This window comes from Amycolatopsis bartoniae (assembly GCF_014191255.1).
In the GTDB taxonomy this organism is placed as follows: Bacteria; Actinomycetota; Actinomycetes; order Mycobacteriales; family Pseudonocardiaceae; genus Amycolatopsis_E; species Amycolatopsis_E bartoniae.
The window spans coordinates 2130422-2151029 of sequence record NZ_JACHWH010000001.1; the positions used below are offsets into that span (position 1 = coordinate 2130422).

At 70.7% G+C, this 20608-nt stretch carries 17 protein-coding genes; 5 read left to right on the forward strand and 12 right to left on the reverse strand.

What is annotated here, in order from left to right:
- Positions 1-11 precede the first annotated feature (11 nt).
- From FHX82_RS36890 to FHX82_RS10010, 6 genes are all read right to left on the reverse strand, one after another.
- Entirely contained in the window at positions 12-1271 is a 1260-nt protein-coding gene (locus FHX82_RS36890; protein WP_229880409.1) for a DUF742 domain-containing protein, read from the reverse strand.
- A 2-nt stretch (positions 1272-1273) separates the two neighbouring features.
- On the reverse strand, positions 1274-1696 hold the full coding sequence (locus FHX82_RS09990) for a roadblock/LC7 domain-containing protein (protein ID WP_145937777.1): 423 nt from the start codon (positions 1694-1696) through the stop codon (positions 1274-1276).
- A gap of 141 nt (positions 1697-1837) precedes the next feature.
- Positions 1838-2446 (reverse strand): GTP-binding protein, encoded by a 609-nt coding sequence (locus FHX82_RS09995; RefSeq protein WP_145937776.1) that lies wholly within the window; start codon positions 2444-2446, stop codon positions 1838-1840.
- Positions 2427-3188 (reverse strand): DUF742 domain-containing protein, encoded by a 762-nt coding sequence (locus FHX82_RS10000; protein WP_373308579.1) that lies wholly within the window; start codon positions 3186-3188, stop codon positions 2427-2429. The genes FHX82_RS09995 and FHX82_RS10000 overlap by 20 nt, the downstream gene beginning before the upstream one ends.
- Before the next feature lie 23 nt (positions 3189-3211).
- The gene (locus tag FHX82_RS10005) at positions 3212-3664 is read right to left on the reverse strand and encodes a roadblock/LC7 domain-containing protein (RefSeq protein ID WP_145937774.1); all 453 of its coding nucleotides are present in this window, start codon (positions 3662-3664) and stop codon (positions 3212-3214) included.
- Positions 3665-3666: 2 nt separating this feature from the next.
- Positions 3667-6525 carry a nitrate- and nitrite sensing domain-containing protein gene (locus FHX82_RS10010; protein ID WP_229880408.1) on the reverse strand — a complete coding sequence of 953 codons (2859 nt, stop codon included), beginning with the start codon at positions 6523-6525 and terminating at the stop codon, positions 3667-3669.
- A 265-nt stretch (positions 6526-6790) separates the two neighbouring features.
- Here FHX82_RS10010 and FHX82_RS10015 point away from each other — a divergent pair, with 265 nt between their 5' ends.
- Positions 6791-7582 carry an ABC transporter ATP-binding protein gene (locus tag FHX82_RS10015; RefSeq protein WP_222425989.1) on the forward strand — a complete coding sequence of 264 codons (792 nt, stop codon included), beginning with the start codon at positions 6791-6793 and terminating at the stop codon, positions 7580-7582.
- The gene (gene mdlC / locus FHX82_RS10020) at positions 7583-9172 is read left to right on the forward strand and encodes a benzoylformate decarboxylase (protein ID WP_145937771.1); all 1590 of its coding nucleotides are present in this window, start codon (positions 7583-7585) and stop codon (positions 9170-9172) included.
- A 57-nt stretch (positions 9173-9229) separates the two neighbouring features.
- Here the strand turns inward: mdlC and FHX82_RS10025 are convergent, their stop codons facing one another.
- The 4 genes from FHX82_RS10025 to FHX82_RS10040 form a co-directional block, all read right to left on the reverse strand.
- On the reverse strand, positions 9230-10006 hold the full coding sequence (locus tag FHX82_RS10025; RefSeq protein WP_145937770.1) for an ABC transporter permease: 777 nt from the start codon (positions 10004-10006) through the stop codon (positions 9230-9232).
- Positions 10003-10767: an ABC transporter permease gene (locus tag FHX82_RS10030; protein ID WP_145937769.1), complete on the reverse strand. Its 765-nt coding sequence runs from the start codon at positions 10765-10767 to the stop codon at positions 10003-10005. The genes FHX82_RS10025 and FHX82_RS10030 overlap by 4 nt, the downstream gene beginning before the upstream one ends.
- Positions 10768-10782: 15 nt before the next feature.
- The gene (locus FHX82_RS10035; protein WP_183176537.1) at positions 10783-11799 is read right to left on the reverse strand and encodes an ABC transporter substrate-binding protein; all 1017 of its coding nucleotides are present in this window, start codon (positions 11797-11799) and stop codon (positions 10783-10785) included.
- A 685-nt stretch (positions 11800-12484) separates the two neighbouring features.
- Positions 12485-14953: a sensor histidine kinase gene (locus tag FHX82_RS10040; protein ID WP_145937767.1), complete on the reverse strand. Its 2469-nt coding sequence runs from the start codon at positions 14951-14953 to the stop codon at positions 12485-12487.
- Positions 14954-15150: 197 nt separating this feature from the next.
- On the opposite strand from FHX82_RS10040, the gene FHX82_RS10045 reads away from it, so the two are divergent.
- Positions 15151-16116, forward strand: coding sequence for an ABC transporter substrate-binding protein (locus FHX82_RS10045; protein ID WP_145937766.1), 966 nt, complete (start codon positions 15151-15153; stop codon positions 16114-16116).
- On the opposite strand, the gene FHX82_RS10050 is transcribed toward FHX82_RS10045, so the two are convergent.
- Positions 16117-16737 (reverse strand): TetR/AcrR family transcriptional regulator, encoded by a 621-nt coding sequence (locus FHX82_RS10050; RefSeq protein ID WP_145937765.1) that lies wholly within the window; start codon positions 16735-16737, stop codon positions 16117-16119.
- 65 nt (positions 16738-16802) lie between these two features.
- Between FHX82_RS10050 and FHX82_RS10055 the strand changes: the two genes are divergently transcribed.
- On the forward strand, positions 16803-18182 hold the full coding sequence (locus FHX82_RS10055; protein WP_145937764.1) for an FAD-dependent monooxygenase: 1380 nt from the start codon (positions 16803-16805) through the stop codon (positions 18180-18182).
- A gap of 8 nt (positions 18183-18190) precedes the next feature.
- Positions 18191-19843: a DNA repair helicase XPB gene (locus FHX82_RS10060; RefSeq protein WP_145937763.1), complete on the forward strand. Its 1653-nt coding sequence runs from the start codon at positions 18191-18193 to the stop codon at positions 19841-19843.
- On the opposite strand, the gene FHX82_RS10065 is transcribed toward FHX82_RS10060, so the two are convergent.
- Positions 19834-20574, reverse strand: a complete 741-nt coding sequence (locus FHX82_RS10065; RefSeq protein WP_145937762.1) for an alpha/beta fold hydrolase — start codon at positions 20572-20574, stop codon at positions 19834-19836. The two genes, FHX82_RS10060 and FHX82_RS10065, sit on opposite strands and share 10 nt — an antisense overlap.
- Positions 20575-20608: the final 34 nt, after the last annotated feature.

A 20608-nucleotide genomic window follows, 5' to 3' on the forward strand; every position in this document is an offset into this window, starting at 1 on the left:
GTCCGCGGGGCTCAGAGTGAGCGGAGTCCTTCGAGGACGCGGGCCATGAACTCGCGCGACGAGCGGTCCCCGAAGGACAGGCCCGGCTGGTGCAGTACCACCAGTTCGAGGTTGTCCATGTCGCTGACCAGCACCTTCACCACGTTCAGGGGCAGGTACAGGAACGCGGCGATCTCCGCGATCGAGCGGGGTTCCACGCACAGGTCGCAGATCCGGCGGTGCTGCACGGAGGTCGCGCCCTGGTGGCGGAGGCCGCGGTCGCTCGTGGAGACCAGAGTTTCCAGCGCCAGTTCGTAGTCGGGACGGGTGCGGCCCCTGGTGTGCGCGTACGGGCGCATCATCGTGCGGGGGCGGACGGCCGTCGGGGCCGCGCCGACGCCCACGGGTACCGGGGTCCATTCGGGTTCGCCCGGCCATTCGCGTTCCGGTTCCGGCTGCCACGGCCCGGCGGCGCCGTTTTCGGCCGGCCAGTCGTGCTCGGCCTCGGTCGGCCACGCGTTTTCCTCGGGCTCGGCGGGCCAGGCGCCTTCGGGGCTGCGCTCACCCGGCCAGGCCTCGACTCCCTGCGGCTCCACCGGCTGGGCCACGCGGCGCCGACGACGGGGTTGCGCCGGCAGGACCGCCGGGGCACCCGACTCGGCGGGCGAGAACGCGCCATGCCGCCGACCCGCAGGCTCGTCCAACTCCGCCGCGGGGAACTCGGCCTGCACCGGCAGCGCATGCTCACCGGGCGGAAAGCCGCGGCGACGACGCACGTAAGCAGGCTCATCCGAAACCGGAACCTCACCCTGCACCGGCAGCGCGTGCTCACCGGACCCGGCGGCCGGGAACTCGGCCTGCACCGGCAACGCGTGCTCGCCCGACGGACGCCCTCGGCGCCGACGTACGTAAGCGGGCTCCACTGGCAACCCGGGCGAAACCTCCCGGCGTCGCTGGCGGCCGGGCTCCGGCACGGCGTGCTCACCGCCGCCGTACTCCTCCGGCGGCGGAACCTCCCGGCGCCGCCGGCGGCCCGGCACCGGCGCGACCGCCTCGCGGCCCTCCGGGGGCACCGCCGGGATCAGGGTCGTCGCCTGGTCCGCGTCCACCTGCGCCTGCGGCGGACGGGCCCGCCGCGACCGGCTCTTCGCCTGCACCGAACGCACCCGCATCAGTACCGTCGCCCTGTCCAGGGTGAACCTGGCGGGCGAGTCGAGCTCCTCGCGGTCGACACCCTGGTGCAGGGCGTCCCACGCGTCGGAACCTTCGGGGGGTTTCGGGAGGTCTTTCATCGCTACCCGCGCACACCACCCTGGAGCTGCATCCGCAGCTCGGGCGTCATCTGCTGCCCGACCCGGTCGACCAGCAGCGTCATCTCGTACGCGACCGTGCCGATGTCGCAGTTCGGCGAGGCGAGCACGGCCAGGCTGGACCCGTCGCTGATGGACATCAGGAACAGGTACCCGCGCTCCATCTCGACCACCGTCTGGTTGACGTTGCCCGCCTCGAAGCACCGTGCGGCACCGAAAGTGAGACTGACGAGACCGGAGGCGACGGCGGACAGCTGGTCGGCTCTGTCCTTCGGCAGACCGTCCGAAGCGGACAGCAGCAACCCGTCCGCCGAGACGACGACAGCGTGCGCCGCGCCGGGGACTCTGCGCACGAAGTCCGTGATCAGCCAGCCGAAGCTGCCGGTCTGAAAAGCCGGGGCGCTCACTGCTACCTCCTCGCCGTCCCCTCCAGGTCACGAATGAATCCCTGCCAGGGTATTCCCCCCGGGCCCCTTGTCGACCCGTGAGGACGGGTGGTTCCCATCTTCACCCCAACGGCCGTACCCGGAACGTGACCGGGCAAACACTCAGCCGGGCTGGAGCGCGCTGTCCCTCGCGATCGCGTGCTCGACCACCGAGATCAGAACCTGCTTCGCCGACTCGCGCTCCCGCGCGTCGCACACGATGATCGGCACGTGGTCGCCGATCGTGAGCGCGTGCCGGACGTCCTCGATCTGGTGGTGCAGCAGCCGGTCGAAGCAGTTGATCGCCACGACGTAGGGCAGGTTCCGGTTCTCGAAGAAGTCGATCGACGGGAACGCGTCGGCCAGCCGCCGCGTGTCGACCAGCACGACGGCGCCGATCGCGCCCAGCGCCAGGTCGTCCCACATGAACCAGAACCGGTGCTGCCCCGGCGTGCCGAACACGTACAGGACCAGGTCGGAGTCCAGCGACAGCCGGCCGAAGTCCATCGCGACGGTGGTGGTGACCTTGTTCGGGGTCGCCGACACGTCGTCGACCGAGAGGCTCGCCTCCGTCATCTGCGCCTCGGTGGTGAGCGGGTCGATCTCGGACACCGCACCGACCAGGGTGGTCTTGCCCGCGCCGAAGCCGCCGGCCACCACGATCTTGGCCGACTGCGTCGGCCCGTTGGCCGCCGACGTGTTCGCGTCGGAGTCAAATTCTCCGAAGCCCACTGAGCACCCTCTCCATGAATTCGATACTGGGACGATCGCCGACCGCGGCGGTCGCGGTGTGCACCAGGACGAGACCGAGTCCGGCCACGTCGCCGATGAGGACCCGTACGACGCCGAGCGGCAATCGTAGGTAGGCGGCCACCTCGGCCACCGACCGAGTGTCCAGGCACAGCCCGCAGATGGACCGGTGCTCGGGAACCCGGACCCGGTCGAGTGAACGGCCGCGCTCGCTGGTGGACACCAGGGCCTCGATGGCGAGGTCGTAGGTCGGCCTGGTCCGGCCACCGGTCCGGAAGTACGGCCGGACCAGGCCGGACGTCTCGGACGGGGTGGCCGCCGGGCCGGGGGGCACCGCCGGCATCGACGGCAGGCTGGGGTGGCTGGACGGGCCGGGGTAGCTCGCCGGCCCCGGGCCGGGGGCGACGGGCGGGTAGGCACTGAACTCCCCGCTCGGCGGCCCGCCGTCGGGCCTGCCGCCGAACAGTTCCGCACCAGGACCGGACAGCAGCCGGTCGCCGAAGTCCGTCATCCTTGGATCACCACCGTAGCCGGGGTACGAGGGCGGGCCGCCGGGGTCGTCCTCCCCGGCACCCGTCCGGCGCTGCTGCCAGGCTCGGTCCACCCGGGCCCGGAACCGCGTCCAGTCGTCATCGGGCGCGCTCCGTGGTTCCTCGGGGTCCGAGCCGGAGTCCATTCTGCCCATCCGGTTCCCGTCCAAGTCCGTCGATCGACCCGCGTCCACTGCCGTTCCTCAATGCCCGCGCGTCACCCGCGCACGGCGCCCTGCAGCTGTGCCCGCAGTTCCGGCGTCAGCTGCTGTCCCACCCGGTCGACCAGGAGGGTCATTTCATACACCACCAGCCCGATGTCGCTGTCCGGGGAGCCCAGCACCGCCAGGCAAGAACCGTCCGACACCGACATCAGGAAGAGGAAGCCGTTGGCCATCTCGACCACGGTCTGCGCGACCGGGCCGCCCTCGAACACCTTCGCCGCGCCGCGGGCGAGGCTGGTCAGCCCGGAGGCGACCGCCGCCAGCTGGTCGGCCCTGTCCTTGGGCAGGCCGCGCGAAGCGGCCAGCATGAGCCCGTCCGCGGAAACCACCACGGCGTGCGCGGCCCCGGGCACGCGGTGCACGAAGTCCGTGATGAGCCAGGCGAAACCGTTAGGCCCGCTCTGCGGCTTGGCGCCTCCCGGTTGCAGCGAACCCGCGCGTGTCACTGTCACTCCTCACTGCCGTACTGGGGCGGGGTTGCGTCCCCGCCGGTCACCGAAACGCTCTCGCCGGGCCGCTCCCGGAGGGCGTGCCGGCCAGACCGGTAACCCTGCTGGAAGCTCACCATACGGTCCCGTGCGGCGGTGGCGGAGCGCGTGATCGCGCTCGCGCCGGGCCTGCCGGACGTGGTGTCGGTGAAGGCGGCACCGCTCGGTTCACTCCCGGTCACCGAGCCTGGCATCAGGTACGCGTTGGGCACCCGCTTGGGCAGCCCCGCGGTGGTCACTTCCTCACCCTTGGGCTCCAGCAGCGACTGCGCGCGCTGCCAGCCCTCGTCGGCCGCGCTGCGCCAGTCGTGCTCGGGTTCGGCCGCCACTTCGGCCGGAGCCGGTTCCTGCGCGGCCGGCTCCTCGAGATTCCCCGTCATCGGCTGCTCGGACGCCTCCTCCCCGCGGGTGTCCTGGTTCTCTTCGCCTTCCTGCGTGAACCACCGGGACACCACGGACTGGTAGATCGGCAGCCGCTTGGTCGGCACGTCGTCTTCGAGCACGCCGCTCTGCTGGGTGGGCGGGTCGGCGGGCGCCGGTGGCTCGGGTTCGGCCACCGGGACGTACTGCGGCTGCCGCTTCGGCAGCTCCAGCGGAGTGAACCTGTTGCCGTTGACGCGGTTGGCGGGCGCCGGGCCCGCCGTGCCGCCCCGGCTCATGAACGCCGCGCTGGACGAGCCCGCGACGAGGTCGTCGAGGCTGATCGGCTGCGCGAGCGGGGTGAGCCCGGCGGAGGTCTGCTCGGTGGGCGCCGACTCCGGGCGCGGGCGCTGCGCGGGCACCGACGGGATGTCCGGCAGCGACGTCTCCAGCTGCGACGGCGGCGGGGCCGGCGCTTCGGCGACGATCGGGCCGAGCAGCTCGGGAGGCACCACGACGCGGGCGATGACGCCGCCCTCGATGTCCTCGTTCTCCCGCACCCGGACCTCGATGCCGTGCCGCTGCGCCAGCCGCGCCACCACGTAGAGGCCCATTCGGCGGGTCACCGACACGTCCAGGTCCGGCGGGTCGGCCAGGCGCTGGTTCGCCTCGTTGATCTGCTCGTCCGACATCCCGACACCGCGGTCGGTGATCTGGATGGCGAGCGCCTTGCGCCGCGTGACGACCGCCCGCACGCTCACCTTCGTCTCCGGCTCGGAGAAGTAGGTCGCGTTGTCGAGCAGCTCGGCGAGCAGGTGCACGAGGTCGTGCACGCTCAGCCCGCGCACCGCGACCTCGGGGATGATGCCGACCTCGACGCGGGCGTACTGCTCGATCTCGGACACGGCGGCGCCGATGACGTCGGCGGCCGGCACCGGCTTGGGCACCGACTTCGCCAGGCCCGCGCCGGAGAGCACCAGGAGGCTTTCACCGTTGCGGCGCAACCGGGTGGCGAGGTGGTCGAGCTCGAACAGGCTCGCGAGGTGGTCCGGGTCCTGCTCGTCGGCCTCCAGCCGGTCGATCACCCCGAGCTGGCGTTCCACCAGCCGCTGCGAACGCCGGGACAGGTTCACGAAGATGCCGTTGACGTTCTCACGCAACAGCGCCTGCTCGGCGGCCATCTTGACGGCCTGCTCGTGCACCTCGTCGAACGAGCGGGCGAGCTCGCCGATCTCCTCGCGGGTGGTGATGGGCACCGGTTCGACGGCCTTCGCCGCCGCCGCCATCGGTTCCGGGTCCTCGAGGATCCGGGTCACCGTCTGCGGCAGCTTGCTGTAGGCGATCTCCAGCGCGCTGGTCCGCAGGACGCGGATCGGCTTGAGCATCACGCGGGCGACGAGGAAGGTCAGCAGCAGCGCGGCGGCCAGTGCGGCGAGCACGATCGCGATGTCCCGCCACGCGGCCGCGTTCGCGGAGCTGGCGAGCGAAGCGGACTGGGCGCGGAAATCGTTCAGCAGATCGGTTTCCAGCGTCCGCATCTTGTTCAGCGTCGCGGTGCTGTCCGTCGCGAGCGTGTTCCGGTCGATGCCCGGCGGCGCGTCCGCGGCGGCCCTGGTGAGGGCGACCGAGGCGAGCTGCTGCCTGCCGTCGACGTCGGGACCGCTGACCACGTCGTTGAACAGCTGCAGCTGCGCGGGCGTCGCGTCGGCGCGGAACAGCGCCAGCGACGCGTCCGCGCTCGCCTGCGCCGCTCTGGTCTGGTCCAGTAGGACCGTGTTGAACCCGTTGCGCAGCACGGCCATTTCGAGCGCGGCGTCCTGGCGCGCGGAGGACTCCTTGGCCTCGCTGATCGCCTGGACCGTGTTGCCCTGCCGCAGCAGGTCGCGGTCGTTCACCGTCGCGGTGACCTCGCGGCCCAGCTGCACGAGCGAGTCGAGGATCGAGGTGTAGGTCTCGAACGCGGCCTGCTCGGAGTAGGGCGGCGTGTTCACCGTCGTACGCAGCGCGGGCAGCGTGTCCAGCCGCTGCAACCCTTGGTCGTAGCGCTGGCGGCTGTTCGCGTCGTCGATCTCGACGTTCGACGCCTCGTCGCGCAGGTCCGACACCGTGGAGTCGACCTGGCGGATCTGGGCGTTGAGCGCGGTCTGCAGGTCGACGTCACCGGGGGTGACGATCTTCGCGACCGCGAGCATCCGCTCCGCCTGCAGCTGGTGCACGACCTCGGTCAGCTTTCCGGCCAGCTCCACCTGGGCAGTGGTCTGGTCCAGCAGGTTCGCCTGCTGCAGTTCGTCGTAGGCGCGCAGACCACCCAGCGCGAGCGCGGTCACCGTCGGAATCGCGAGGACCAGCGCCAGCTTGGAGCGCAGTTTCCAGTTCCGAAGGCTCAGGCGTGACCCGCTCTGGCGCGCAGTCTGCTGCGCAGGAGTCCCGGTTACGACCGGGGCGTCTTCTTTTGGCACCGCTGTACCACCGTCAATTCCCGCCAGCTGTGGGCCCGTAGCTCTAGTGCAGGTGCAGAGGGTAGCGGTAAGCGGATGAAGATGTAACCCTTCCTGAGCAAAGGCAAACAAGCACATCTCGGCGAGCGGCGCTGACCTGATACAACTTCCCCGAGTTGTACGGGGTTAAACCACTCTCCGTATACGTACCAGTACTTAATTCCCGAATCGGGTGATCTACCTCACCGGTGCGGCCAGGTACCCCAGAACACGAGGAGACAGTCCAGTGCCCACGATGCTCGAGGTTCGCGGTCTCAGTCACCGCTACGACGGGCGTGAGGCCCACCTGGCGGTGAACGACCTGTCGTTCACCGTCGAAGCCGGCGAGCTGGCCTGCATCGTCGGCCCGTCCGGCTGCGGCAAGTCCACCCTGCTGCGTTGCATCGCGGGCCTCGTCAAGGCGTCCGAGGGCACCGTGCGGCTGCACGGCGACGAGGTCGTGGGCGTGCCCGCGGACCTCGCCGTGGTGTTCCAGGACTACAGCCGCTCGCTGTTCCCGTGGCTCAGCGTCGCGGGGAACGTCGAATTTCCCTTGAAGTCAACGAAGATTGCCCGTGATGACAGGCGCCGCCGGGTCGAGGAGGCGCTGGAGTGGGTCGGGCTCTCCGGGGCCCGCCGCAAGTACCCGTGGCAGCTGTCCGGCGGAATGCAGCAGCGGGTTTCCATCGCACGGGCGCTCGCGAGCCGCCCCGCGCTGCTCCTGATGGACGAGCCGTTCGCCTCCGTCGACGCGCAGACCCGCTTCGAGCTGGAGGACCTGACGCGCCGCGTGCAGCGCGAGCACGGCAGCACCGTGCTGCTGGTGACCCACGACATCGACGAGAGCGTGTACCTCGGGGACCGCGTGCTCGTCCTGTCGAAGTCCCCCGCGTCGATCGTCGCCGACCTGCCCGTCTCGCTGCCCGCCGAGCGGGACCAGATCACCACCCGTGAGTCCGGCGAGTTCGTGAAGCTGCGCGGTGAGGTCGCGCGGCTGCTGCAGAACCCGCGGGAGCTCGCGCACGAAAGGAACGCGTAAATGGCCGAGCAGACAGTCCGTGACGTCGTCCGGAACCTCATGCGGGAGTGGGAGATCACCACGGTCTTCGGCAACCCGGGCACCACCGAGGTGCCGTTCCTTGCCGACTGGCCCGACGACTTCCGCTACGTGCTGGGGCTGCACGAGACAGCGGTGCTCGCGATGGCCGACGCCTACGCGCAGTTCACCGAGCGGCCCGCGATCGTCAGCCTGCACTCGGCCGGCGGGCTCGGGCACGCGCTGGGCAGCCTGGTCACCGCGTACCAGAACCGCGCGCCGCTCATCGTCATCGCGGGCCAGCAGGAGCGGTCGATGCTGCCGTACGACCCGTTCCTGAGCGCGGTCGACGCGGCCCAGTTCCCGAAGCCGTGGGTGAAGTGGAGCCTGGAACCCACCGAGGCCGCCGCCGTGCCCGCCGCGTTCGCGCGGGCCTACCAGGTGGCCACCCAGCCGCCGTACGGCCCGGTGTTCCTGTCCATCCCGGCCGACGACTGGCTGCAGCCCGCGGAACCGCTGCCCGCCATGCCGCGCGTGCGTGGCTACGGGCCGGACCCGGACGCGATCGCCGAGGTGGCCGCGGCGCTCAACGCCGCGAGCCGTCCCGCCCTCGTGCTCGGCGCCGCGGTCGACATCGACAACGCCGTGCCCGACGCGATCGCGCTCGCCGAGGCGACCCGTGCCGCGGTGTACACCGCCCCGTTCGCCGCGCGCAGCCCGTTCCCCGAGGACCACCCGCAGTTCGCCGGCCACCTCAAGCCCGCCAAGCGGAAGGTGCACGAGGCGCTGGCCGCGTACGACCTGGTCGTGGTGATCGGCGCGCCCGCGTTCACCTACCACGTGCCGAGTAAAGGCGAGATGCCCGCGCTGCCGCCGTTGTTCCTGCTGAACGACGACCCGCAGGTGCTCGCCCGCACGCCGCACGCCACGGCGGTCATGGCGACGCCCAGGGCGGCCATCAGGTCCCTCACGGCGCGGGTCGAGACTCCTGAGACGCGCGAGGCGCCCGCGCCGCGGCAGCGGCGCGCCAAGCCCGCGGAACCGGCGGCCGGTGAGCTGATGACCGCCGCGTACGTCTACGACGCGCTGACCGGCATCCTGCCGTCCGGGGTGCTCGTGGTCGAGGAGGCGCCGAGCCTGCGCCCGGACATCCAGGAGCACCTGCCGATCACCGCGCGCGGCGGCGGTTTCCTCACCATGGCCAGCGGCGTGCTCGGCTACGGCCTGCCCGCCGCGGTCGGCGCCAAGATGGCGCAGCCCGGCAGGCCCGTGGTCGCGGTGCTCGGTGACGGCTCCAGCATGTACGGCATCCAGGCACTGTGGACGGCCGCGCAGGAGCACGTCGCCGCGGTGTTCGTCATCCTCGACAACCGCGAGTACGGCGCCGTGCGGGAGCACGCCGAAAGCAGCGTCGGCGGCAAGGTGCCCGGGCAGGACCTCGGCGGCCTCGACTTCTGCGGTCTCGCGCGCAGCATGGGCTGCGACGCGGTGCTGGTCGAGCGCCCGGACGAGCTCGAACCCGCCGTCACCGGCGCGCTCGCGTCAGGCGCGCCGACGCTGGTGCACGTGCGCATCCAATCCGGCGCGCAGTAGGCACAGATATATAAGGAGAAGGCCGGCGGCCCCCAGCGCGGGGTCACCGGCCTTTTCTCACGCTCCTTCCGGCTGGAACCCCGGGTGCCAGGCCAGCGCCCGCCGCTCCAGAGTGGACAGCAGCAGGTTCGCCACGTAACCGAGGACGCTCACCAGCACGATCCACGCCCACATCACGGGCAGCACGAAGTTGCCCTGCGACGTGATCAGCTGGTAGCCGATGCCGTTGGTGCTGCCACCCATCAGCTCGGACACGACCATCAGGATGATCGACAGCGACAGCGCCAGCCGCAGCCCGGCGAACACCTTGGGCAACGCCGTCGGCAGCACCACGCCGAAGACCCAGTTCCGCCGCGAGATGTTGAACGCCCGCGCCGTCTCCGTCTTCACCTCGTCCACGGCCCGCGCGCCGTCGATCGTGTTCAGCAGGATCGGCCAGACCGCGCCGAAGATCACGGTGATGATCTCCATCTTGGGCCCGATCCCGAACGCGACCAGGAAGACCGGCACCAGCAGCGTGGCGGGCACCGACCGGGCGAAGAAGAACACCGGCGACACGTAGTCCGTGGCCTTCTCCGAACGGCCGAGCGCTATCCCGACGGGGATCCCGACGGCGACCGCGATCGCGAAGCCGGCGAGCAGCCTGCCGAGGCTGGGCAGGATGTCGTCGGTGAACGAACCGGAGAACCAGGTGTCCCCCGCCGCGGACACGATGTCCGACGGCGGGGGGAAGTACGGGTTGCCGGCCGCGCTCGCGATGAGCTGCCACACCGCGACGAACGCCAGGAACACGACCCAGCGCCTGCCGAAGTCGAACCACCGCCTGCGCTTCACACCGCACCTCCCGCCTCGGCCCAGCCGATCCAGCGCCGCTGACCGCTCAGCAGCGCCTGGTTGACCAGGTAGCCGACCAGCCCGAGGAACACGACGCCCGCCAGGACCATGTCCATCCGGCCCGCGTTGGTGCCCCAGAGGTAGACGAACTGCCCGACGCCGACCGTGCCGCCCGCGAGGTACTCGGTGCTGACCAGCACCACCAGCGAGATCGACGCCGAAAGGCGCACGCCGGTCAGCGTGAACGGCGCGATGCTGGGCAGCAGCACGGCGAACAGCCTGCGGACCGGCGGGGTCCGCAGCGCCCTCGTGGTCTCCAGCAGCTGCCGGTCGATCTCGCCCATGGCGTAGATCGTGTTGAACAGCACCGGCCACACCGACGCGAACGCGGCCAGCGCGATCTTCGTCTGCGCACCGCTGCCGAGCAGCATGATCACCAGCGGGATCAACGCGACCGCGGGCAGCGGCCGCAGGAACTCCACCACCGGGCTGAGACTCAGCCGCAGCCACCGGATGCTGCCGAGCAGCACGCCCAGCGGCACCGCGATCACCACGGCGATCCCCAGCGCGATGAACCACGACAACACGGTGGAGACCGCGTCGGGAAGGAAGCGGGCGTCGGTGAACAACCCGAAGAAACGGGCCAGCACGGTCGACGGCGGTGGGACCACGTCCGCCGGCAGCAGGCCGATCCGGACGATCACCTCCCACAGCACGAGGAAACCGACCAGGCCGACCAGCCTGCGCAACGCGGTCCGCACGTTCGTCCTCTCTGCTCAGACCTGCGGGGTGGGCACCATCAGGGTGCTCGCGTCCAGCTGCGCCGTCAGCCCACCGTAGTTCTGCATGAGCGTCACGACCCGCTGCAGCTGGCTCGCGCTCACCGAGGTCGGGAAGGTGTCGATGTTCAGCAGCGACGCGGTGTCCTTGTCGACGCCGGTCAGGTCGGGCAGCACCTCCAGCAGCTTCGACCGGTCCGCCGCGGCGGTCTGCGCGGGCACCATGGCCTTCTGGAACGCGGCCACGGTCTTCGGGTTCTTCTGGATGAACGAATCGAGCGCGACGAAGCCGGCGGAGGTGATGTTGGCGGTCGAACCGGTGACGATCTTCAGCACCGGCTGCACGCCGTGCTGCCGCTCGGCCTGCGTGATGTAGGGCTCGAGCTCGACACCCGCGTCGATCTGGCCGCTGGCCAGTGCCGCCGGGATGTCCGGGAACTTCACCGTCTGGAACTTGACCTGGTTCGGGTCGACGTCGTGGTCCTTCAGCGTCGCGCGCAGCAGCACCTCGGCGATCGAGCCGGACTGGTGGATCGAGACCTTCTTGCCGATCAGGTCCTTGGGCTCCTTGATGCCGGTCTCCGGCTTCGCGATCACCACCAGGCTGTTCTCACCCAGCTGGTCGACGTCGACCACGACCTTCGCCTGCAGCGTCTTCTGCGCGATGGCCTGGTAGAAGGAGACGTAGTTGGTGACGGCGAAGTCCAGTTCCCCGTTGAGCAGCGCCGGGTAGGCGGCGGGACCGGAGGCGAACATCTTGGCCGTCACCTCGAGGCCCTGCTGCTTGAAGTAGCCGTACTTCTCGGCCAGCTTCTCGGAGACACCCTGCTGGCCGGTGAGGATGCCGACGGTCAGCTTGGTCTTCTCCAGCCCACCGGAGTTGCTCCCCGAGGACGAGTCGCTGGATCCGCTCGATCCGTTCAGCGCGCTGCAGCCCGCGGAGGCGGCCAGCGGCGCGGCGACGGTGGCGCCGAGAGCGAACCGGAGGAACCGGCGGCGAGTGGCGTTACTCACGTTCAAAGTCATTTACGACGCTCCTGACGCGGCGTATCGATAAGCGAGATTTTGACTACCGCCCGTGATTTGGGCGGCAGCCATCCTTCAAACCAATGGGTGATACCCCCGACGAGATCGAACCCGCGCGCAACCTATCGCAAGAATGGTTACTGCAACAGTGCGGTTTGATCATGATCCGGTATACCGGAGAGGTACGGGTGAGTAAGTTCCGGGAAGCGACCGAAGTCCGTTGCCATCGGACAGCTGTCCGTTCACGTGCTGCTCACCGCGACGAGTCGTCGTGAGGTCCAGACCACACCGGTCGCCACGGCGTCATCTTCGCCGCCTGATCGTTCGGAGGCAAAAGCACTCACCCAAATGGGGGGCTACCTTCGACCCAAATTCGGCGAACGGCCCGGAATCGGTACGGCGTTCGGCCTATTAGCCGTTGTGCAGATCACACTCGCCCTCCACCCACACATCCGGCGAGCACGTATTTGCAAAAGGCAAAAAGGCGACTAACGCTGCGGAAATGGTCTCACAGCCCCACCGGTGACGCTTCTCGGAAGTGACAGTATCTGAGGCACTGTCACACCGGGGCGGGAAGCCTGTGAATCGGAATCGTGACCGGCGCTGTGACCGGACGACCGCCACTGCGCCGGGCTGCCGCCCGGCGCACGGAGAGCACCGGTCGGCGCAGCCGCTACTCGGCCGGCTCGTCCTCGCCGTGCCGGACGCTCGCGCGGGCTTCACGGGCCCGGTTGAAGCCGTCCTGCAGACGCGCCATCCGGCCCCGCACCGCCTCCGGGTCGAGGCGCAGCGTCGGCGGGTCGACGTCGGGCCGGGCGTGCCGCGCGCCGTTCAACCGCTCCGCGATCGGGCCGCCGGACTCCTCCTCCGGCCACTCGGGCTCGCCTGCCGGGGCGACCGGCGGGTGCTCCCCCGTGTAGAACCACTGCGAGAGCACCGCCTGATAGGCGGGCAACCGCTCGGTCGGCTCGTCGTCCTCCAGGTAGTAGCGCTCGCGCTGGTCGTCGTCCTCCGACGGCCAGTCCGGACCGCCCTGCTCGCCCTCCACGGGCACGCGCGGCGCGGGCTCGGGGATCGCCGGCAACGCCAGCAACTCCTCCACCGGCTCGGGTTCGGCCACCGGCTCCGGCGCCTCCACGGCGGCCCGCGGCGCGAGCGGCCGCGGCTGCGCCACCACGAGCGCCGCGGGCACCACGACCGTCGCCACCAGGCCACCGCCGTCGGCCGAGCGCAGGCGCACCCGGATGTCGTGGCGCGCCGCCAGCGAGGCGACCACGTACAGCCCCATCCGCCGCGACACCTCGACGTCCACGTCCGGCGGGTTCGCCAGCCGCGCGTTGGCGCGCTGGATCTCCGGCTCCGGCATGCCCGCGCCGGAGTCGGTTATGTGCACCTGCCACGCCCCGTCGTCGCCGACCTCGCTCACCACGGTGACCGTCGTGTCCGGCGGCGAGTACAGCGTCGCGTTCTCCAGCAGCTCCGAGATCACGTGCACCAGGTCGCTGCACGCCTCGCCGCGCACGGCGAGGTCCGGCGCCGCCGTCAGCTCGATGCGCTGGTAGTGCTCCACTTCGGACAGTGCGGCGCCGATGATCTCCTCCGCCATCACCGGCTCGGTGCGGTCGTCGCCGAGGTCGTGCCCGGACAGCACCAGCAGGTTCTCGCTGTTGCGGCGCATCCGGGTGGCGAGGTGGTCCAGTTCGAACAGCCCCCCGAGGGTCTCCGGGTCCTGCTCGTGGGCCTCCATCCGGTCGAGCACGGCGAGCTGCCGCTCGACGAGGTCCTGCGAGCGCCGCGAGAGGTTGACGAACATCGCGTTCACGTTCTCCCGCAGCAGCGCCTGCTCACCGGCGAGCCGCACCGCCTCGCCGTGCACCGCGTCGAACGCGCGCGCCACCTGGCCGAGCTCCTCGCGGCTGAACACCGGCACCGGGTCGACGCCGCGGCGGCGCACCGCGCCCTCCGGATGCGGGTCGGCGAGGATGTTCTCCACCGCCTCGGGCAGCCGGTGCTCGGCGACCTCCAGCGCGGTGCGGCGCAGCGCGCGCAGCGGTCGCAGCAGCGAGCGGGCGATGACCACCGCGAGCACCACGCACAGCAGCAGCACGCCCAGCACGACACCGGCGTTGGTGATCGCGGAGCGGCGGGCGTCCGCGGCCAGCGAGTCGATCTTGGACTGCGTCTCGGCCTGTAGCGCCTGCTGTACCTGGTAGGCGAGGTTGATCGTGTAGGTGGCCGAGGTGTCCCACTGCTGCGGGTCGAGCCCGGACAGGTTCTGCCCGGCCTCGGCGCGGGTGATGGCGGACTCGACCATGTCGTTGCCGGTGTCGACGATCAGTCCGATCACCGTGTCGTCGTACATGCGCTGCTCGGCCGGGTCGGCGAACTTCCGGAAGTCGCTGCGGGCCGCGTTCAGCTCCGCGTCCGCCCCGAGCAGGGCCCGCAGTTCGTCGGTGGACAGCCGGTTCTCCTGCAGCGCCTCCGCGAGCAGCGCGCGCTTGACCGACATCTGGTCCTTGACCCGGGCCAGTGCGCTGGCCGCGAGCCGCAGCCGTGACAGTTCCGGATCGCTGATGTCGGCCACTGCCTGGTCGGACAGGTCGAGGATGCCGGAGACCAGCTCGCTGTAGGAGCGGAGCGTGGCGTCGGCGGGCAGGTTCGAGTGCTCGGTGGCGAACCGCAGCCCGGTGAGCACGTTCAGCCGCGCGATCGTGGCCTGCAGCTCGGTGGCGCCCGAGTCGGAGAGCTTGTCCCGGTCGGCGTCGAACTGCTTGCTGACCGTGCCCACCGCGGTGTCCACCTTCGCGCGCTGGTCCCGCAGGTCGGTCAGGTCGCCCCGGCGGCCGGTGGCGACGAACCGGACGCTCAGGTCCCGCTCGCGCTGCAGCTGGTGGACGACGTCGTTGAGGCCGGAGTCGACGCGCCCGTGCGCGGACAGCTCCGCGAGCTCCTCGGCGTGCACCAGATCCTGGCGAACGTTCAGCCCGACCAGCGCCAGCACGGTGATCGCCGGGATGGTGAGCACGGCGATCAGCTTCGTGCGCAGCTTCCAGTTGCGCAGCCGCCACCGGCCGCCGGCCCGGATCTCCGGCCGCCGCTCCGGCGCGCCGCCGCTACCGGGGCGCTTGCGCGGACGGGCCATCGACTTCCTTCGTTAGCTGCCTGGTCGAATACACACCGTTACCGGCACTGGGCCGCTAACCTACTAGAGAGGAACTGGTTCGGAGGACGAACTCAGCGGCTCTCTACTGTCGGTGCGATCCGTCGGCGATGGTATTGGGCCTGCATCCTAAGCTCCACTCCCGACCGAAAAATTCCTTCGCCCGGCAGGGGGGTCGAATGCGGGGAGTAGCGATCTTGCTGGTCGCCGTCCTCGGGCTGCTCGCCGGGTGTGACGGAACCGGAGGTGGCGGCCAGGCGGCGCAGGGCGCCGGGCTGGAGCGCTCGGAACTGCGCGTGGCCGTGGGCAACCCCATCGACACGGCGCCGCTGCGCATGGCCGTCGCGGACGGCTCCTTCACCCGCGCCGGGCTGCACGTGGACCTCGTCGAGGAGACCGACCAGCTGGCCGGCATCACCGAACTGATGTCCGGAAAGGTCGATGTGGCGTTCGCCACGGACGTCGCCCTGTTCACCGCCGCCGCGCACGGCACCCCCCTCCAGCTCCAGGGTGAGGCGTACACCTCCGCGCCCTACACGATGGCGCTGGTGACGCTGCCCGGCTCGACCTACACCGACCTGGCGAGCCGGAAGTCCCCGAAGATCGCCGTCAACCAGGACAACGACCTGGGCGCGCTGGCGGCACGCTCGATGTTCGCGACGGCGGGCGGCGACCCGGCGAAGATCAAGTTCGTCCAGCGGTCCTATGCGGACATGCCGGCCGCACTGCGGGACGGCTCGGCCGACGCGGCGCTGATGATCGAGCCGTACCTCACGAAGGCCCAGCAGGACCTGGGCGCGCGTGTGCTGGCGGACTCGTCACGGGGCGCGACGAAGGACTTCCCCGTCTCGGCCTACGCGGCCGCGGGCCTCTTCGCCCAGGCGAACGTCCACACGCTCGCCGCGTTCCGGCGAGTGCTGGCCGACGCGCAACAGCGCGCGGCGGACCAGTCCGTGGTGCGCGAGGCGCTGCCCCGGCTCGCCGGGATCGACGACACGACGGCCGCACTCATCTCGCTCGGGCAGTACCCGACGTCGCTGAGCGGCGTCCGGCTGCAGCGCGTGGCCGACCTGATGCACAGCAGCGGCATGCTGGCCGACCGGCTGGACGTGCCTTCGCTGCTGCCGCCGGACGACAGCCGGTAGCTACCGCATGCCGGCGCTGCCCAGCCCGTCCACCAGCAGCCCGAACGCCTGCTCGGCGGCCTCGACCGCGGCCGGATAGGCGTCGTCCGCGCTCGTGCCGCCGGCGATCCGGGCGTTGTTGCCCAGCGCGAGCCACCAGCGCACGTTCGTGAGCTGATCGGCCGCGAGCGACGCGACGAGCGGCGAGACGGCGGCCTTCTCCAGCAGTGCGTCCGCCAGCGCCCGGTTGCCCGCGCGGTGGAACTCGATCATGCGGTTCATCAACGCGGGCGTGTCCTGGATCAGGCGGTAGAGCGCGAGCACCGCGGGCAGCTCGCAGAGGCCGGTGATCGGGTCGCGTTCACGCAACCGTTCCAGGAAGTGCGCCCGCAGCGCGCTCACCGGCGGCTCGGGCCGCTCCCGCACCACTCGCGCGGCCTCGGTCTCGTGGTCGGCGAGGCGCTGGATGACCAGGTCCTCCTTCGCCGGGAAGTACGCGAACAGCGTGCGCCGCGACACTTCCGCCGCCTCGGCGACCTGCGTGATCGAGACCTGGTCGAACCCGTGCTCCAGGAACAGCGCGATCGCCGCGTCCGAGATCGCTTTGCGCGTCCGCAGCTTCTTGCGCTCCCGAAGGTTCATGGACACAGGTTAGCACTCGGTGCTACTTTGCACTTAGTCTACTTTTGCACTCAGAGGAGCGAACGATGGACGTACTGATCGCGGGGGCCGGGCCTACTGGGCTGACGCTCGCCCACGAGCTGGCGCGGGCGGGGGTGGACGTGACCGTTGTCGAGCGGCTGACCACACGGCTGGAGCAGATGAAGGGCGGCACGATCCAGCCCCGCACGGCCGAGCTGCTGGACCAGCGCGGCCTGCTGGACCCGATGCTGGCCCGCGCGCTGCCGCGCAACGTCGAAGGCGGCCACTTCGGGCTGCTGCCGGTGCCGCTGGACGCGAGACCTTGGCACACCAGGTATCCGGTGCCGATCTCCGTTCCACAGTGGATGGTCGAGGAGGAGCTGGAGCGCGCGGCGGGCGTGCCGGTCCTGCGCGGGCACGAGGTCACTGCCGTGGAGCAGGACGAGGACGGCGTCACGGTGACGGCGAACGGGCGGCGTCTGCGCGCCCGGTACCTCGTGGCCTGCGACGGCGCGCACAGCACCGTCCGCAAGCTGCTCGGCGTGCCGTTCCCCGGCCGCCCCGGCACGTACCGGGCGGTGCTCACGGACATCCGGCTCGCCTCGGCGTCCGACCTCGTGCCGAAGGAAGCGGGACACATCAGCAAGCTCACCCGCGAAGGCGGCGGGTACTGGGGCATGCTCGTGCCGATCGGGGAGCTGAAGTACCGGTTCACGTTCGGCCGCAAGGGCGACACGGCGGAGGACGAGGTCCAGCAGGCCCTCACCGCGATCTACGGCGACCAGACGCGGCTCGCCGAGGTGCTCACCAGCTCGCGGTTCAGCGACTCCACGCGCCAGCTGGAGCAGTACCGCCACGGCCGCGTGCTGTTCGCCGGGGACGCCGCACACATCCACCCGCCGCTCGGCGGGCAGGGCCTCAACCTGGGGGTGCAGGACGCGCTGAACCTGGGCTGGAAGCTGGCCGCGAAGCTCGCCGGTCGCGTCGACCTGCTGGACACCTACCAGGACGAACGGCACCCACCCGCCGCCAGGGTGCTGCACCACACCGCGGCCCAGCGCGTGCTCGCCAACCCGAACCCGGACCCCGACGTGCTGGCGCTGCGCGAGATCTTCACCGACCTGCTGCGCCTGCCGGACACCAACCGCCACCTCGCCGGGATGATGTCCGGGCTGGACGCGCCCGGCCGCGTGCCGGACCTCGACCTCGTCACCGCCGACGGCCCGGTCCGGCTCGCCGAACTGCTGCGCTCGGGCCGCGGTCTCCTGCTCGACTTCGGCGAGCACGACTGGCCCGAAGGCTGGGCGGACCGGGTCGACGTGGTGCGCGTCAAGGGCGAGTCGGACGCCGACGCGATGCTGCTGCGACCCGACGGAGTGGTGTGCTGGTCGGGTGACGGAGCGGTCACCGACGCGCTGACCCGGTGGTTCGGGCACGCCGTATAAAGGAAGGCGTGACAGATGGCCCGCTGATCGTTCAGTCCGACAAGACCGTGCTGCTCGAGGTCGACCACGGGCAGGCCGACGACGCCCGGATCGCGATCGCGCCGTTCGCGGAGCTGGAGCGGGCGCCGGAGCACGTGCACACCTACCGCATCACGCCGCTCGCGCTGTGGAACGCGCGCGCCGCCGGGCACGACGCCGAGCAGGTGGTGCACGCACTCACCACCTACTCGCGCTTCCCGGTGCCGCAGCCGCTGCTGATCGACATCGTCGACACGATGGGCCGCTTCGGCAGGCTGCAGATCACCAACCACCCCGCGCACGGGCTCGTGATGAGCACGACCGACCGCGCGGTGCTGGAAGAGGTGCTGCGCAACAAGAAGATCAGCCCGATGCTCGGCGCGCGCGTCGACGACGACACGGTGCTGGTGCACCCGTCCGAGCGCGGGCGGCTCAAGCAGGCGCTGCTGAAGGTCGGCTGGCCCGCCGAGGACCTCGCGGGTTACGTCGACGGCGAGGCGCACCCGATCTCCCTGGCGGAGGAGGGCTGGCACCTGCGCGACTACCAGCGCGGCGCCGCCGAGGCGTTCTGGGCGGGCGGGTCCGGCGTGGTGGTCCTGCCGTGTGGCGCGGGCAAGACGCTGGTGGGCGCGGCGGCGATGGCGAAGGCCGAGGCCACCACGCTCATCCTGGTCACCAACACCGTCGCGGGGAGGCAGTGGAAGCGCGAACTGGTGGCGCGCACGTCGCTCACCGAGGACGAGATCGGCGAGTACTCCGGGGAGAAGAAGGAGATCCGGCCGGTCACGATCGCCACGTACCAGGTGGTCACCCGCAAGACCAAGGGCGAGTACCGCCACCTGGAGCTGTTCGACACGCGTGACTGGGGCCTGGTGATCTACGACGAGGTGCACCTGCTGCCCGCGCCGGTGTTCCGGATGACGGCCGACCTGCAGTCCCGCCGCCGCCTCGGGCTCACCGCGACGCTGGTGCGCGAGGACGGCCGCGAGGGCGACGTGTTCTCGCTGATCGGCCCGAAGCGCTACGACGTGCCGTGGCGGGACATCGAGGCGCAGGGCTGGATCGCGCCGGCGGAGTGCACCGAGGTGCGCGTGACGCTGACGGACAACGAGCGGCTGGTGTACGCGACGGCCGAGCCGGAGGAGAAGTACAAGCTCGCCTCCACCGCGCACACCAAGACCGCCGTCATCAAGTCCATTTTGGACAAGCATCCCGGTGAGCCGACGCTGGTGATCGGCGCCTATCTCGACCAGCTGGAGGAGCTGGGCGCCGAGCTGAGCGCGCCGGTGATCCAGGGCTCCACGCGCAACAAGGAGCGCGAGGAGCTGTTCGACAAGTTCCGCCGCGGCGAGCTGAACCGGCTCGTGGTGTCGAAGGTCGCGAACTTCTCGATCGACCTGCCGGAGGCGTCGGTCGCGATCCAGGTCTCGGGCACGTTCGGCTCGCGGCAGGAGGAGGCGCAGCGGCTGGGCCGCCTGCTCCGCCCCAAGGGGGACGGGCGGCAGGCGCACTTCTACTCGGTGGTCGCCCGCGACACGCTCGACGCCGAGTACGCCGCGCACCGGCAGCGCTTCCTCGCCGAGCAGGGCTACGCGTACACGATCCGCGACGCGGACGCGTACCTCTCCGACGACTACAGCTGAGCCGCGAACTCCCAGACAGCGTCCAGCGCGAGGTCGGGGGTTTCCAGCTGCGGCAGGTGACCGGTGCCTTCGAGGGGCCGGTAGGTCGCCGTCGGGATGGCTTCCGCGAAGGCGCGCCCGTAGTCGGGGTCGACCATCCGGTCGCTCTGGCCCCACAGCACGAGCGTGGGCACCGTGACGGCGGCGAGCCGGCCGGCGAGCGTCGGGTCTTCCATGCCCTTCCCGGCGTACACCGCGAGCGTCTCGCGGTTGGCGGCCATGGCGGCCTTCTGCGCGTCGGTGAACGTCGACGGATCGATCCGGAAGCGGTCCGGTTCGTGGTACGACAGCTCCGCGACCTCGGGGAGGGTGAGCGAGAAGAAGTCCGCGATCGGATGCCCCGGCACGGTGATGCCCACGCCGTTCATGATCACGACGCCCGCGACGCGCGGGCTGTTCAGCAGGGCCATCTCGGCGGCGATCCAACCGCCGAGCGAGTTGCCGACGACCGTGACGTCGGTCAGGTCCTGCTCTTCCAGCAGGTCGGCGTACAGCTGGGCGAGCGCCTGTGCGTCAGCGATGTCGTCCGGCCGCGGCGTGCCGTTGAACCCGGGGTGCGTGGGCACGAGGACGCGAGCGGGGCGCCGCTCGGCGAGGTGGGCGCCGAAGGACGCGACCGACACCGGGCCGGCGCCGCCGTGCAGGAGGAGGAAGGGCCGTCCGGAACCGAAGTCTTCGAAGTGAGGAGTCATATCAGGAACCTTATCTAAGGATACTTAGATAAGC